The following is a 15,034-nucleotide window of genomic DNA, read 5'->3' on the forward strand; positions in this document are numbered from 1 at the left end:
ACGGGCTGCTACCCCCTGCATAGATCAATCGTGCTGCTCGGGGAGCGTGATAAGTTTGCGGCTAGTTCATTAACTTGAGGAAACAGCCATGCAAACCGTCCAGCGTCCTACCGCCGCCTTCGTCGGTGCTTCCTGGGGTGCACTCCTGATCGGCGGCAGCGCTTACCTGATCGGCCTGTGGAATGCCCAGATGCAGCTGAACGAGAAGGGCTATTACCTGACCCTGCTGCTGTTCGGCCTCTTTGCAGCGGTATCGCTGCAAAAGACGGTCCGTGACCGCAGCGAGGGCTTGCCGGTGACCGGCATCTACGCCGGCCTGTGCTGGGTGTCGCTGATCTCGGCCATCCTGCTGCTCACGGTCGGCCTGTGGAACGCCACCCTGGCGCCGAGCGAAAAGGGTTTCTACGCCATGTCCTTCGTGCTGAGCCTGTTCGCCGTGGTCGCCGTCCAGAAGAACGTGCGCGACCTCGGCGGCGCGCGCCCTGGCGAGCCCAAGGCCGCCGTGGAATGAGGACGCGGCTTGCCGTGCAAGGGGAGCTGCGTTGCACATCTTGAAAAGCAGACAGACATCCCAATTTTGCTCCTCAGTTAAGAACACCACTAGGGAGCAATACCATGCGGCAAGACAAACTGACGACCAAGCTCCAGGAAGCGCTGGCGGATGCCCAGAGCCTGGCGGTCGGCAACGATAACCAGTACATCGATCCGGTCCACCTGCTCGTCGCCCTGCTGAACCAGGACGACGGCGGTGCCCGTTCACTGCTGCAGCGCGCCGGCGTCAACGTCGGCGGCCTCGCCAACGCGCTCAAGTCGGCACTCGAACGCCTGCCTCAGGTCTCGGGCACCGGCGGCGACGTGCAGGTCTCGCGCGAGCTGGTGGCGCTGCTGAACCTGGCCGATCGCGAAGCGCAGAAGCGCGGCGACCAGTTCCTCGCCTCCGAGATGGTCCTGCTGGCGCTGACCGAAGACAAGTCGGAGGCCGGCCGCCTGGCGCGCGAGCACGGGCTGGCGCGCAAGGCGCTCGAATCCGCCATCTCCGCCGTGCGCGGCGGCGAATCGGTGAATTCCCAGGACGCCGAAGGTCAGCGTGAAGCGCTGAAGAAATACACCCTCGACCTGACCGAACGTGCCCGGATGGGCAAGCTGGACCCGGTGATCGGCCGCGACGACGAAATCCGCCGCGCGATCCAGGTGCTGCAGCGCCGTTCCAAGAACAACCCGGTCCTGATCGGCGAGCCGGGCGTGGGCAAGACCGCCATCGTCGAAGGCCTGGCGCAGCGCATCGTCAACGGCGAAGTGCCCGATTCGCTCAAGGGCAAGCGCGTGCTCTCGCTCGACATGGCGGCCCTGCTGGCCGGCGCCAAGTACCGCGGCGAGTTCGAGGAGCGCTTGAAGAGCGTGCTCAAGGAGCTGGCCCAGGACGAAGGCCAGACCATCGTCTTCATCGACGAGATCCACACCATGGTCGGCGCCGGCAAGGCCGAAGGCGCGATGGACGCCGGCAACATGCTCAAGCCTGCGCTGGCGCGCGGCGAGCTGCACTGCGTCGGCGCCACCACGCTGGATGAGTACCGCAAGTACGTCGAGAAGGACGCCGCGCTGGAGCGCCGCTTCCAGAAGATCATGGTCGACGAGCCGAGCGTGGAGGCGACCATCGCCATCCTGCGCGGCCTGCAGGAAAAATACGAGCTGCACCACAAGGTGGAGATCACCGACCCGGCCATCATCGCCGCGGCCGAGCTCTCGCACCGTTATATCAGTGACCGCTTCCTGCCGGACAAGGCGATCGACCTGATCGACGAGGCGGCGGCCAAGATCAAGATCGAGATCGACTCCAAGCCGGAAGTGATGGACAAGCTCGAGCGCCGCCTGATCCAGCTGAAGATCGAGCGCGAAGCCGTGCGCAAGGAAACCGACGAAGCGTCGATGCGCCGCCTCGAGCTGATCGGCGAAGAGATCGCGCGCCTGGAACGCGAGTACAACGACTACGAAGAGATCCTCAAGTCCGAGAAGGCGGCGGTGCAGGGCACCACCCACATCAAGGAAGAGATCGAGCGCCTGCGCCACCAGATGGAGGAAGCCAAGCGCCAGAGCAACTGGCAGCGCGTCTCGGAACTGCAGTACGGCCGCCTGCCGGAACTGGAAGCCCAGCTGAAGAAGGCCGAAGAGGCCGCAGAAGGCGCAGACGGCGAGGCAAGCAAGCCGAAACTGCTGCGCACCCAGGTCGGCGCCGAGGAAATCGCCGAGGTGGTGGCGCGTGCCACCGGCATCCCGGTGTCGCGCATGATGCAGGGCGAGCGCGAAAAACTGCTGCACATCGAGGACGAGCTGCACAAGCGCGTGGTGGGCCAGGACGAGGCGATCGAAGCGGTGTCGGACGCGATCCGCCGCTCGCGCGCCGGCCTGTCCGACCCGAACCGCCCGTACGGCTCCTTCATGTTCCTGGGGCCGACCGGCGTCGGCAAGACCGAGCTGTGCAAGGCGCTGGCCGCCTTCCTGTTCGACACCGAGGAATCCCTGATCCGCATCGACATGAGCGAGTTCATGGAGAAGCATTCGGTGGCCAGGTTGATCGGCGCGCCGCCGGGCTACGTCGGGTATGAAGAGGGCGGCTACCTCACCGAAGCGGTGCGCCGCAAGCCCTACAGCGTGATCCTGCTCGATGAAATCGAGAAGGCGCACCCGGACGTGTTCAACGTGCTGCTGCAGGCGCTGGACGACGGCCGCATGACCGACGGCCAGGGCCGCACCGTGGACTTCAAGAACACCGTGATCGTGATGACCTCGAACCTGGGTTCGCACAAGATCCAGTCGATGGACACCGACGAGCCGGGCGTGGTGAAGCTGGCCGTGATGGCCGAGGTGCGCGGCCACTTCCGCCCCGAGTTCATCAACCGCATCGACGAGATCGTGGTGTTCCATGCGCTCGACGAGAAGAACATCGGCGCGATCGCCAAGATCCAGCTGCAAGGCCTGGAGCAGCGCCTGGCCAAGATGGAGATGTCGCTCGACATTGACGACGAAGCCCTGCAGAAGATCGCGGAAGCCGGTTTCGACCCGATCTACGGCGCCCGTCCGCTCAAGCGCGCGATCCAGCAGCAGATCGAGAATCCGCTGTCGAAGGCGATCCTGTCGGGCCGCTTCGGGCCGAAGGATACGATCCCGGTGCGGGTCCTCGGGGGGAACCTCGTGTTCGGCGAGCAGGTGGAGCTGGCCAAGTAAGCATCGGCCTGCCCTACACAGGAAAAACGGCGCGTCCCGCAAGGCACGCGCCGTTTTTTTCATGCTCAAGAAATCAGGCCTGTTTGCGCTTCCTGCGCGCCATCCAGCCCACCAGGCCCAGTCCGCCCAGCATCATCGCGTAGGTCTGCGGCTCCGGCACCGGCGCGATGGCCTGCGACAGCAGGCTGCCCACCTTGCGATCGCCCTCGCCGAAGAAGTTCACCTTCAGGTGCGGCGCTTCCAGGTCGGGCGCGCCGCCGCTGAAGCTGAACTGGAACACCATGTTGTCCGCCAGGGCCACGCGCTCGCCCGAGAAGCACAGGCTGCGTCCCGCATGGGCGCCGCCGGCGCAGCCGTTCGCGTTCAGTTCGTTCGACGACAGGGTCCAGTCGGTCGCCAGGCCGGGCGCCGACACCAGGGTCACGTCGGAGAAGCTGCCCAGGTCCTTGAGCTGGAGGGCGCCGATGGAGCTGGCCTCGAGCCAGTCTCCGCTGCGGTTGGCGGCATCGATTTCCAGGGTCAAGAGATTACCGCTCCAGGTCGACGTGAAAGTCACGCCCTGGTAGGTGAGGGAGCCGGCCTGGCTGGATGCAGCGACGCCGGCAAACAGCGCAAGGGCAGCCGTTGCTTTGCAAAGTAAGGTCTTCAATTCAATCTCCTAAGTGACATTGAACGACCGGGCCTTCGCGTCGGCGAACGGCCCGGACTCGCGTACGGATGAGCACGCGAGTCCAGACTAGTCCGCTCGTATTGACCTTTCTGTTAGGCGACTAACCAATGGCTGAGTTAGCGCCGCAGCGTCAAGGAAGAGGGGGATCAGACCGTGCGGCGACGGCGGCGCGCCAGGCCCATCACGGCCAGGCCGGCGCCGATGATGGCGAGCGATTGCGGCTCGGGCACATCGCCGGATGCGTTTTCGGCGGGCGCAGTGATCGGCGTGCTGCCGGTGTCGGCGGCACTGCCGCCCGGCGTGGAAATGGCCGGCGGCGGAATCAGTACCGGATCCACGGCGGGCGGCGGCGTTTGCACGGGCGCCGGAGCAGGAGCCGGGGCAGGAGCCGGAGCCGGAGCTGGAGCCGGAGCCGGAGCCGGGGCCGCGACCGGAATGGTCTCGGCCTGCCACGGGAAGTCCATCGACAACAAGCTGCCGACCTTGGCGCCGCTTGCGTTCACGAAATGGACCTTCAGGTGAGGCGCGGCCAGGCTCGGCGTGCCCTCGAAGGTGAAGGTGAACAGCATGTTGTCGGCAAGATCGACGGCGCCGCCGCTGTAGCACAGGCGGCTGCTGTCCGCCTTACCCTTGCCCTTGCCGGCGCAGCCGGAGGCATTCAGTTCCGCGCTCGACCGGGTCCAGTCGGCGCCCGTCGAACTTTGCATTGTCACGCTCCCGAAACTGCCGACCGTCTTGATGCCGAGGGCATCGATGGCGGTAGCGCCGGCCCAGCCGCCGGTGCGTCCGGCCGCATCGATCTCCAGCGTCAGCACATTGCCGGTAAAGGTCGAGGTGAATACGACGCCATCCTGCGTGATGACACCGGCAGAGGCATTGCTTGCGGCAACAATAAGGAGACTACCGAGGGCGCGACGGAAGAGGGGAGGCATAATCACTTTCAATAATTTGTTGAAGTTTTTTGACGAATATGACGATTTGCATCATGTCATTACAAATTCGTCTAGTCAACAAATATTTGCTTAAATTGATGAGTAAATGCATCAACACAACAGCTTGGCTCAAGCTCTTTTTACATCGTGAAATGCACATTCCGCCTGACGAAATTTGCAGCAAAGCCGGCCCCTTCCTTCATTCCCATTCTGAGAAATTTTATATCACATCATGAAACGTGAATTGTAAGTCGTTGAAATAAAGCGATAAATAAATCTTTTGATGTCTTATATAAGAGTTGTTGTGCTGCGCACAAACTGATCTATGATTTACCCAACGGATTCCTTCGCAACTTAGTCCTCAATCAGGAGAATCAGCATGGCAACTCGTGAACAACAGATCAGTGAACTCCAGCAAGACTGGGAAACCAACCCGCGCTGGAAAGGTGTGACGCGCAACTACACGGCCGAGGATGTGGTCCGCCTGCGCGGCTCGATCCAGATCGAGCACACCCTTGCCAAGCGCGGCGCCGAGAAGCTGTGGGACCTGGTCAACAACGAACCCTACGTGAATGCCCTGGGCGCCCTGACCGGCAACCAGGCCATGCAACAGGTGAAGGCGGGCCTGAAGGCGATCTACCTGTCGGGATGGCAGGTGGCAGGCGACGCCAACGTTGCCGGCGAAATGTATCCGGACCAATCGCTGTATCCGGCCAATTCGGTGCCGCTGGTGGTGCGCCGCATTAACAATACCTTCCAGCGCGCCGACCAGATCCAGTGGTCCGAGGGCAAGGACGACATCGACTACTTCGCGCCCATCGTGGCCGATGCCGAAGCCGGCTTCGGCGGCGTGCTGAACGCCTTCGAGCTGATGAAGGCCATGATCGATGCCGGCGCCGCCGGCGTGCACTTCGAGGACCAGCTGGCTTCGGTCAAGAAATGCGGCCACATGGGCGGCAAGGTGCTGGTGCCGAGCCGCGAAGCGGTCGAGAAGCTCAATGCCGCGCGCCTGGCGGCCGACGTGATGGGCACGCCGACCCTGGTCATCGCCCGCACCGACGCCGAAGCGGCCGACCTGCTGACCTCGGACGTCGACCCGATCGACCAGCCCTTCTGCACCGGCGAACGCACCGTGGAAGGCTTCTACCGCGTCAAGCCGGGCATCGAACAGGCCATCTCGCGCGGCCTGGCCTACGCGCCCTTCGCCGACCTGGTGTGGTGCGAGACCGGCAAGCCCGACCTGAATTTCGCCAAGCAGTTCGCCGAAGCCATCCATGCGAAATTCCCGGGCAAGATGCTGGCCTATAACTGCTCGCCTTCGTTCAACTGGAAGAAGAACCTGGACGACGCCACCATCGCCAAGTTCCAGAAAGAGCTGGGCGCAATGGGCTACAAGTTCCAGTTCATCACCCTGGCCGGCTTCCATGCCCTGAACTACAGCATGTTCAACCTGGCGCACGGCTATGCCCGCCGCGGCATGTCGGCCTTTGTCGAGCTGCAGGAAAACGAGTTCGCCGCCGCCGAGAAGGGCTTCACCGCCGTCAAGCACCAGCGCGAAGTCGGCACCGGTTACTTCGACGCCGTGACCCAGACCATCCAGCAGAACCAGAGCTCGACCACCGCGCTGCATGGCTCGACCGAGGACGAGCAGTTCTTCGACGAGAAGAAGGTCGCGTAAGCGCTTCCCGGTCCACTTACCTCCAAGACTTGCCGCAGCGCCCGCGAGGGCCTGCGGTTTTTTTGCTGCCACGGCGGCGCGGGCTTGCCGCTCCGCCGCCGCGCTGCCATACTCGCTACCGCCCCAAACTGCGTGCGTTTTGCTGCCGCCCGCCGGCGCATCGCCGGTCCCTTATCCCCAAAGCGAAATCCATGAACGATGATGCATCCATCTTCGACACCATCGCCGGCGTCGACCTGGGCGGCACCAAGCTGCTGATCCGATACCGCGATCGCTGGTTGCGCCGCGATACCGGGATGGGTTTCGGCGCCGCCGAACTCAGCGACGTTCTGCAGCGCTTCCTGGACGAACAAGGGCAAGCGCCGGCCGCCATCGGCATCGCGGTCCCTGGTCTGGTTGCGGACGGGACCACGGTCGCCGCCTGCGACGTGCTTCCAGGCCTGGTGGGCTGGCGCCCGAACTTGGCGCTGGGAGGCATCGCATGCGTGCTGGTCAACGACGCGAAAGCGGCGCTGCGGGCAAGTACGATGGGCTTGCCGCAGGGCGGCGTCGCCGTAACCGTCATGGCCGGCAGCGCCATTGGCTGCGGGATTGTCGTCGATGGCCTTCCCTTGCGCGGTGCGAGCGGGTGGGCAGGGGAACTCGGCTATTGGCCGCTGCCAGGTACGGCCGCCGAACGGCTCGACCAACTGGCTGGCGGAAGTTTCCTGGCGGCGCGGCTCGGCTGCGACGGCCGTACGCTGGCGGCGCGCGCGGCGGCCGGCGATCCGGCGGCATGCACGATCGTTGCCGATGGAGGCCGGGCGCTCGGCAATGCGCTGGCTGGCCTCGTCAACCTGCTCAATCCGCATCGCCTGAGCGTTGGCGGCGGCGCCCTGCGGCTGGACGGCTATTGGCGCGCGGCCGAACAGGCATTGGAAGCGGGTGCCTTGCCACCCTTGCGGGCGGCCTGCGAGCTGCGGCTGGTGCACGACATCGAAGATCTGGTGGCGCTTGGCGCTGCGCAGATGGCGGCAACAGTGACTTTCTAGGCCGCACATGCCGTTGTAGTGGATAATGGCGTCCATTGCACCGTTGAAAACACGGCGCCGCCACCGCACGACTCTCTTCTCAGGAATTCCAGCTTATGTTGAGCTACCGCCACGCCTTCCACGCGGGTAATCACGCCGATGTCCTCAAACACTTCGTCCAAGTGCAGCTGCACCTGTACATGAACCAGAAGGACGTCGCCTACACCTATATCGATACCCACTCCGGCGCCGGCGTGTATGCGCTCGACAGTTTCCAGGCCACCAAGACCGGCGAGTACGACACCGGTATCGGCCCCCTGTGGAACGCGACCGACGTCCCCGAGGCGCTCAAGCCCTACCTCGACCTGGTCAGGGGCATGAACCCGAGCGGCAAGATGCGCTACTACCCGGGTTCGCCCTACGTCGCCGACCAGATGTCGCGCCTCGATGACCGCCTGCGCCTGTTCGAGCTGCACCCGGCCGACGTCAAGATCCTGTCCGAGAACGTGCGCAAGGCCGAGGCGCACCGGGCCGAGCAGGGTGAGCGCGCCCGCGGCAAGCGCGTCCTCATCGAGCACGGCGACGGCTTCCAGAGCCTCAAGAAACTGCTGCCGCCGCCTTCGCGCCGTGCGCTGGTGCTGGTCGACCCGCCGTATGAAGTGAAGGATGACTACAAGAAGGTGCGCGACGCGCTGGAAGAAGCCCTGGGCCGTTTCCCGGCGGGCATGTACGCGGTCTGGTATCCGGTGCTGCAACGCATGGAATCGCGCCAGTTCCCTGACAAGCTCAAGCGCCTGCCGGCCAAGGAATGGCTCAACGTGACCCTGACCGTGTCGACTCCGGGGCCGGACGGCATCGGCCTGCACAGCAGCGGCATGTTCATCCTGAATCCGCCCTACACCCTGGAGGCGATGCTGCGCGAAACCATGCCTTATCTGGTGCAGGTGCTCGGCAAGGATGCCGGCGCGCGTTTCACCATCGAAACCGGCACCCAGCTGACCGGCGCCGCTTCCGCGCGCCTGGCCGGCGAAGGACCGCGCGCCCCGGTTGGCAATGCACGCCGCGCCAGCCCGCTGTCCGGCAAGGGCAGCCTGCGCCTGCCGGGACAAAGCATGGTGCGCGAGGGCGAAGCGGCGGCGCCGGCCGTGCCGAAGACGGGTGCGCGCCGCGTCTGGCACCCGGACGGCAGCGTCCAGGGCAAGGCGGGCGGGGCGGGCGAGGGAGGCAAGCGTCCGCCTGCCGCGGGTGCCACGGGCGCACGCTCGGCGGCGCCGCGCGCGGACGGTGCGCGCACCAACGGACCGCGTACCGCCGGTCCGCGGCCGGCTGGTCCACGCAGCGGCGGCAAGGGCGGCGGCAAGCGCTGACCCGCAAGTTCGATATAAAAATGCTAATAGTGTCGGATTTGTAGTATAGTCTCCGAGGCAGGCGTGCGCGCCTGTCCGGCGCGTCTATCCGGGCCGAAACAGTTTCCAGGAGTTTTGTAGATGCATGCCGAAGCAACGGCAGCGGCATCCGTGCCGTCCAACGATTTTTTTCTCGCGCGTCAGCCTATCCTCGGCCGTGACCAGCATCTCGTGGCATTCGAGCTGCTGTTCCGTGCCGCCGGCGAGGACGACGATGCGAAACTGACCGACAACGCTGCGGCGACGGCGGCGGTGATCTCGCACGCCTCGCAGCTGGGCATGGAGCAGGTGGTCGGCGAGCAGCTCGCCTTCGTCAACGTCGACGAGGTCGTCCTGATGAGCGACTTCGTACGCTTCCTGCCTCCGCATAAGGTTATCCTCGAAATCCTGGAAACCGTCAAGCCGACCCGACAGTTGCTGGCGCGTGTCGCCGAGCTGAAAGAGCTCGGTTTCAAGTTCGCGGTCGACGACGTGGTCGAGCATTCGCCCGAGCTCGACCGCCTGGTCGGCCTGGTCGACGTCATCAAGGTCGACGTCAAGCTGGTGCCGCCGGAAGAGCTGAAGGATCTGGTGTGTTCGCTCAAGTCCACCGGCAAGAAGTTGTTGGCTGAAAAGGTCGAGACCCTCGACGAATTCAAGCTGTGCATGGAGCTCGGTTTCGAATACTTCCAGGGCTATTACTTCGCCCGCCCGGTCATCTTGTCGGGCAAGAAGATCACGCCCTCGGAGATGACGATCCTGCGCCTGCTGGAGCTGGTGAGCTCGGATGCGGACGCCCAGGTGATCGAAACGGCGGTCAAGCGCGACGCCCTGATCAGTCTGAACCTGCTGCGCTTGGTGAACAGCCGCGCGGCGCCGGGGCCGCAGATCGAGTCCTTGTCGCAGGCGCTGCACCAGCTCGGACGGCGCCAGCTGCAGCGCTGGCTGCAGATCCTGCTGTACACGACCGCGGGCGGGGTCGAGCTGGCTTCGCCCTTGCTGCAGCTGGCCACCACGCGCGGCAAGCTGCTCGAGCTGATGACCCTGGCCCGCTACCCGAACGATGCGGCCAGGGCCGATCGCGCCTTCACGGTGGGGATCATGTCGCTGGCCGATGCGCTGTTCTCGATCCAGATGCGCGACATCCTCGACAACGTCGAGGTGGCCGACGACGTGCGCATGGCGCTGCTCGACCGTGAAGGGGAGTTCGGGACCATGCTGCGCGTGGCCGAGCTGCTCGAGGCGGCGGAGGGCGGGTGCAAGCTGTATAACGCGCTGCGCAAACTCGGCCTGTCGGTGGCGCAGATTCGCGAGATCGAGCTGAAGGCCTTCGACTGGGTAAGGGAACTTACCCATGAAGTGCATTGATTCGTAGGGTAGCCGACGTCGCCGCAGCGCATACCTGAGTTGAACGCGCGGACGGCGAAGCCGTCCACCCTACTGCGCCAGGAACAGGAACACCGTCGGCTTCTTGTGAAAATCCGGCCCCTTGCCGGCCGCCAGCGCCGCCTTCCATTTTGCAGCCGTCATCGTGCGGACCGACTCGCTCGCCAGCGACAGGTCGGTTGCCACGCAAATCAGGGTCCCCGGCTGGCAGGCGCCCACGAGGGCCTCCAGCATCTGCCCGTTGCGGTACGGCGTTTCGATCAACAGTTGCGTTTGCTTCTCGCTGCGCGAACGCCCCTCCAGCTGCCCGATGCGCTTGGTGCGCTGGGCGGCCTCAAGCGGCAGATAGCCGTTGAAGGCGAAGCTCTGGCCGTTCAGCCCGCTCGCCATCACCGCCAGCAGCAGCGAGGACGGCCCCACCAGCGGACGCACCGGGATGCCGTGCTGGTGGGCCAGGCGCACCAGGTCCGCGCCCGGGTCGGCCACGGCCGGCACGCCCGCTTCCGACACCAGTCCCGCATCGCGTCCCGCCAGCAGCGGGCCAAGGAGCTGCGCGAGCGCAGCCGGCGGCGTGTTCACGTTCAGTTCGGCGATCTCGATTTCCTGCAAGGGTTTGGCCAGCGGATGGTCGATGGCGACCAGTTTCAGGAAAGCGCGTGCGGTCTTGGCGTTCTCGGCGACGAAGTAGTCGAGCCTGGAGGTCAGGGCCTGCACCTGCGTCGGCAGCAGGGCGGAGAGGGCGCCGGAGGACGCTTCGGTGGGGCCAAGGGTGTTCGGGATCAGGTAAAGGGTGCCGGGCATCGTTGAGAAAAAATAAGTGGTGTTACACGCCGAAGAAGGAAACGCCGGCGCGGCGCAGCATGCCGGTCAGGGCGATCAGTGGCAGGCCGGTGAGGGCGGTCGGGTCGTTCGACTCGATCCGTTCCAGCAGGGCGATGCCCAGGCCCTCGTTCTTGGCGCTGCCGGCGCAGTCATAGGGCTGCTCGATTGCCAGATACGCATCCAGCTCGGCATCGGGCAGGTCGCGGAAGTCGACGAAGACCTGCACATTCTCGACCTGGGCGGCTTGCAGCGGGTCGGCCACGCGGCTGTCCCACAGGCACAGTGCCGTATGGAAGATCACGCGGCGCCCACGCATCAGCTGCAGTTGCGCCAGCGCACGCGCATGGTCGCCGGGCTTGCCGATCTGCATGCCGTCGAGCGTCGCCACCTGGTCGGAGCCGATCACCAGCGCACCCGGAGCGCGCGCCGCCACCGCGGCCGCCTTCTCGCGCGCCAGGCGCATGGCGGTGTCCTGTGGCATTTCGCCGGGGCGGGGTGTTTCGTCGATGTCGGGTGCGATCGCCTCGAAGGGCAGCTGGAGGCGCGCCAGCAGCTCGCGCCGGTAAGCGGAACTGGAGGCGAGAATGAGGCGCGAAGGCGCCGAACTTGGTATCATTGCGGTCTGGCGAATAAGGAAAACTATAAGCTAAGCTAATAGATCATATATCTCCGTCAAGTAAACCCGATAAATCATATCGGGTACAACGCGCAGCGCTCAAAAACGACGTAAGTCTTTGACTCTGCGGGGAGAAGCCTGTTATTATCGCAGGTTTTCCGGGGAAGTTTTCCAAATGAGCGCTTTTGTCATTGACGCCTTCGAGTTTTGCCGGAATAGCGGACACCGCGAGGGCACGACCCCTGTCGCCGAGATGACCCGTTTGGCTGCCGATTGCGCCGACAAGTCCGGCGAGATCCACTGGTCGATCGACGGCGGCCTGACCAAGCAGGGCTACCCATCGATGACCCTGGCGGTCGCCGGTCCCGTGAAGCTGGTCTGCCAGCGTTGCCTGACACCGATGGACTACGAAATCGATTCGTCCACCATGCTGGTGCTCGGCAAGGACGACGAAGATGCGGACGGGATCGAGGAGGTCCTCGACGACGAGAGCATCGACGTGATCGTCGGCAGCCGCGAGTGCGACATCCGCCAGCTGCTGGAAGACGAAGCCCTGCTGGCCCTGCCGCAGGCACCGAAGCATGAGGTATGTCCGGACACCAAGCTCCTGGACGCCCTGAAGACCGAGAAGGTCTCGCCGTTCGCGGCACTGAAAAATCTCAAGTCCGAATAAGCAGTACAGAATCAAGTAGTACCGCAGCACCCCGCAGTACGACTGAAAGAACGTGTCAAACGCGTGCAGTAGTCGAGTATGGCAGTAGGCAGTTGATGTAGCAGCGTTAAAACATGTCGGCGATGGATGAATAAGAAATTGCCGCTGGGATACTCGATCTGCAAGTATTTGCAAATCGAATGTGTTAGAATTTTAGAACTTATGTATTAGGAGTCATCATGGCAGTTCAGCAGAATAAGAAGTCCCCGTCGAAGCGCGGCATGCACCGTTCGCACGATTTCCTGACCGCACCGAACCTGGCAGTCGAGCCGACCACCGGCGAAACCCACCTGCGTCACCACATCAGCCCGAACGGTTTCTACCGTGGCCGTAAAGTCCTGAAGACCAAGAACGACGAGTAATCGACGTCTTGTCCTTTAGTACCATGAAAGCGGTGCAACGTATGTTATCTGCGTGGCGCCGCTTTTTCTTTTCCGTTTTCAGCGGCTGCAACAACTTTGCACTCCGTCATTTTGAATTGCGCGGACAGCGGCTGGCTACGCGCCATGCCCCATCCCATCTTGCCGCCCGCATCGCGTGAGCCGGCAGCCCCCGACAAATGACAATCACAATTTCCATTGACTGCATGGGCGGCGATCACGGCCCCTCAGTTACCATTCCGGCAGCCGTCTCGTTTCTAAAAAAACAAGCTGACGTCCACCTCATCCTGGTGGGTCTCGAAGACGTCCTGCGCGCCGAGCTCAAGAAGCATGGCGCCGAGTCGAACGCCCGCATCACCGTTAAAAACGCCACCGAGGTCGTCACCATGGACGACCCGCTCGAGATCGCCCTGCGCAAGAAGAAGGATTCGTCCATGCGCGTGGCGGTCGAGCTGGTCAAGGACGGCAGCGCCAATGCCAGCGTCTCGGCCGGCAATACCGGCGCCCTGATGGCCGTCTCGCGCTACGTGCTCAAGACCATGGCCGGCGTCGACCGTCCGGCGATCTGCTCGATCATGCCGAACCAGAAGGGCGGCCCGACCTACATGCTCGACCTGGGCGCCAACGTGGACTGCGAACCGCACCACCTGCACCAGTTCGCCATCATGGGCTCGGTGCTGTGCTCGGCCATGGAAAACAATCCGCGCCCGAGCATCGGCCTGCTGAACGTCGGCACCGAGGAAATCAAGGGCAACGACGTGGTCAAGGCCACCGGCCAGCTGCTCAAGGCCGACCACGAGCGCGGCAAACTGAATTTCCACGGCAATGTCGAAGGCAACGACATCTTCAAGGGCACGGTGGACGTGGTCGTGTGCGACGGTTTCGTCGGCAACGTCACGCTCAAGGCCGTCGAAGGCCTGTCGCGCTTCGTCAAATCCGTGTTCACGGAAAATATCTTGTCGATGGCCGGCGCGCTGCTGGCCCGCAAGTCGCTCAAGAAGCTGAACCCGGAGCGCTACAACGGCGCCAGCCTGCTCGGCCTGAAGGGCCTGGTCTTCAAGAGCCACGGCGGCGCCAACGCCTTTGCCTTCGAATGGGCGATCAAGCGCGCTTACGACGCCGCCAAATACGACGTACAAGAGCAGCTGTCGGCCCTGATCGCCGAACTGATGCCGCCCCCGCCCGACGCCCAGCAGCGCCAGGCTTGACCAAACCAGCAGGATGGTGGAACAGATGACTGTCTACAGCAAGATCACCGGTACCGGCAGCTACCTGCCGGCCAAGCGCGTCACCAACGATCAACTCGCGGCCCAGCTGGCCGAGCAGGGGATCGAAACCTCCGACGAATGGATCGTGACCCGCAGCGGCATTTCGAGCCGCCACTACGCCGCCAGCGACGAGAACGCCTCCGACCTGGCCGTGAAGGCCGCGCGCAATGCATTGGAAGCGGCCGGCTGCCTGCCTGCCGACATCGACCTGGTGATCGTCGCCAGCTCGACCCCCGACTTCCACGGCAGCTTCCCGAGCACCGCCTGCATCGTGCAGCAGAAGCTCGGCATGGCCAACAACAGCGCCGCGTTCGACGTGCAGGCCGTGTGCAGCGGCTTCGTGTACGCGGTCTCGACCGCCGACGCCTTCATCCGCGCCGGCGTGTACAAGCGCGTGCTGGTGATCGGCGCCGAAGTGTTCTCGCGCATCCTCGATTTCACCGACCGCACCACCTGCGTGCTGTTCGGCGACGGCGCCGGCGCCGTGGTGCTGGAAGCCTCGGAAGAGCCTGGCGTGCTGGCCACCAAGCTGCACGCCGACGGCAGCCAGTCGCACATCCTGTCGATCCCGGGCAACCTGGCCGGCGGCGCCGTGGCCGGCAGCGGCTTCCTGTACATGGATGGCCCGGCGGTGTTCAAGCTGGCCGTCACCGTGCTGGAAGAAGTCGCCAAGGAAGCGCTCGAGCACGCCAAGATGCAGCCCTCGGACGTCGACTGGCTGATCCCGCACCAGGCCAACCTGCGCATCATGAAGGGCACCGCCAAGAAGCTCGGGCTGCCGATGGAAAAGATGGTCGTCACCGTCGACCAGCACGGCAACACCTCGGCCGCCTCGATCCCGCTGGCGCTCGACGCCGCGGTGCGCGACGGCCGCATCAAGAAGGGCGACAATGTGCTGATGGAAGGCGTCGGCGGCGGCTTCACCTGGGGCGCGGTGCTCGCCCGCATGTAAT

Annotated in this window: 15 protein-coding genes; 10 read left to right on the forward strand and 5 right to left on the reverse strand. The window is 64.2% G+C overall.

Annotated features, from left to right (window positions below; translation table 11 throughout):
- Positions 1–88: 88 nt before the first annotated feature.
- Entirely contained in the window at positions 89–511 is a 423-nt protein-coding gene (yiaA, locus tag ACK6C6_RS07130; protein ID WP_409266587.1) for an inner membrane protein YiaA, read from the forward strand.
- Positions 512–615: 104 nt separating this feature from the next.
- Positions 616–3,222 carry an ATP-dependent chaperone ClpB gene (clpB, locus tag ACK6C6_RS07135; protein WP_409266588.1) on the forward strand — a complete coding sequence of 869 codons (2,607 nt, stop codon included), beginning with the start codon at positions 616–618 and terminating at the stop codon, positions 3,220–3,222.
- A gap of 73 nt (positions 3,223–3,295) precedes the next feature.
- On the opposite strand, the gene ACK6C6_RS07140 is transcribed toward clpB, so the two are convergent.
- Together ACK6C6_RS07140 and ACK6C6_RS07145 are read right to left on the reverse strand one after the other, a co-directional pair.
- Positions 3,296–3,871, reverse strand: coding sequence for a PEPxxWA-CTERM sorting domain-containing protein (locus ACK6C6_RS07140; RefSeq protein ID WP_409266589.1), 576 nt, complete (start codon positions 3,869–3,871; stop codon positions 3,296–3,298).
- Positions 3,872–4,038: 167 nt separating this feature from the next.
- Positions 4,039–4,824: a PEP-CTERM sorting domain-containing protein gene (locus ACK6C6_RS07145; RefSeq protein WP_409266590.1), complete on the reverse strand. Its 786-nt coding sequence runs from the start codon at positions 4,822–4,824 to the stop codon at positions 4,039–4,041.
- Between the two features lie 379 nt (positions 4,825–5,203).
- Here ACK6C6_RS07145 and aceA point away from each other — a divergent pair, with 379 nt between their 5' ends.
- The 4 genes from aceA to ACK6C6_RS07165 all read left to right on the forward strand — a co-directional run bounded on the left by aceA (position 5,204) and on the right by ACK6C6_RS07165 (position 10,265).
- A complete protein-coding gene (aceA, locus tag ACK6C6_RS07150; RefSeq protein ID WP_027863723.1) occupies positions 5,204–6,502 on the forward strand; it encodes an isocitrate lyase in 1,299 nt (432 codons plus the stop codon).
- Positions 6,503–6,693: 191 nt separating this feature from the next.
- Positions 6,694–7,533: an ROK family protein gene (locus ACK6C6_RS07155; RefSeq protein WP_409266592.1), complete on the forward strand. Its 840-nt coding sequence runs from the start codon at positions 6,694–6,696 to the stop codon at positions 7,531–7,533.
- A gap of 95 nt (positions 7,534–7,628) precedes the next feature.
- Complete coding sequence (locus ACK6C6_RS07160; RefSeq protein WP_409266593.1) at positions 7,629–8,879, forward strand: 23S rRNA (adenine(2030)-N(6))-methyltransferase RlmJ; 1,251 nt, start codon at positions 7,629–7,631, stop codon at positions 8,877–8,879.
- Positions 8,880–8,999: 120 nt separating this feature from the next.
- Positions 9,000–10,265: an EAL and HDOD domain-containing protein gene (locus ACK6C6_RS07165; RefSeq protein WP_409266594.1), complete on the forward strand. Its 1,266-nt coding sequence runs from the start codon at positions 9,000–9,002 to the stop codon at positions 10,263–10,265.
- A gap of 69 nt (positions 10,266–10,334) precedes the next feature.
- Here ACK6C6_RS07165 and ACK6C6_RS07170 read toward each other — a convergent pair whose 3' ends face one another.
- Both ACK6C6_RS07170 and ACK6C6_RS07175 read right to left on the reverse strand, forming a co-directional pair.
- Complete coding sequence (locus ACK6C6_RS07170; RefSeq protein ID WP_409266595.1) at positions 10,335–11,084, reverse strand: SAM-dependent methyltransferase; 750 nt, start codon at positions 11,082–11,084, stop codon at positions 10,335–10,337.
- Positions 11,085–11,106: 22 nt separating this feature from the next.
- Positions 11,107–11,721, reverse strand: a complete 615-nt coding sequence (locus tag ACK6C6_RS07175) for a Maf family nucleotide pyrophosphatase (protein WP_409266596.1) — start codon at positions 11,719–11,721, stop codon at positions 11,107–11,109.
- Positions 11,722–11,896: 175 nt separating this feature from the next.
- Here ACK6C6_RS07175 and ACK6C6_RS07180 point away from each other — a divergent pair, with 175 nt between their 5' ends.
- Positions 11,897–12,394, forward strand: a complete 498-nt coding sequence (locus ACK6C6_RS07180) for a DUF177 domain-containing protein (RefSeq protein WP_036207394.1) — start codon at positions 11,897–11,899, stop codon at positions 12,392–12,394.
- A 218-nt stretch (positions 12,395–12,612) separates the two neighbouring features.
- Entirely contained in the window at positions 12,613–12,795 is a 183-nt protein-coding gene (gene rpmF / locus ACK6C6_RS07185; RefSeq protein WP_005666806.1) for a 50S ribosomal protein L32, read from the forward strand.
- Positions 12,796–12,839: 44 nt separating this feature from the next.
- On the opposite strand, the gene ACK6C6_RS07190 is transcribed toward rpmF, so the two are convergent.
- Positions 12,840–13,034, reverse strand: a complete 195-nt coding sequence (locus tag ACK6C6_RS07190) for a hypothetical protein (RefSeq protein ID WP_409267321.1) — start codon at positions 13,032–13,034, stop codon at positions 12,840–12,842.
- On the opposite strand from ACK6C6_RS07190, the gene plsX reads away from it, so the two are divergent.
- Positions 12,993–14,021 (forward strand): phosphate acyltransferase PlsX, encoded by a 1,029-nt coding sequence (plsX, locus tag ACK6C6_RS07195; protein ID WP_027863718.1) that lies wholly within the window; start codon positions 12,993–12,995, stop codon positions 14,019–14,021. The genes ACK6C6_RS07190 and plsX overlap by 42 nt on opposite strands.
- A gap of 25 nt (positions 14,022–14,046) precedes the next feature.
- A complete protein-coding gene (locus ACK6C6_RS07200) occupies positions 14,047–15,033 on the forward strand; it encodes a beta-ketoacyl-ACP synthase III (RefSeq protein ID WP_409266600.1) in 987 nt (328 codons plus the stop codon).
- Position 15,034: the final 1 nt, after the last annotated feature.

The sequence above is a fragment of the Massilia sp. BHUDP2 genome, assembly GCF_046236355.1.
GTDB lineage: Bacteria > Pseudomonadota > Gammaproteobacteria > Burkholderiales > Burkholderiaceae_D > Telluria > Telluria varians.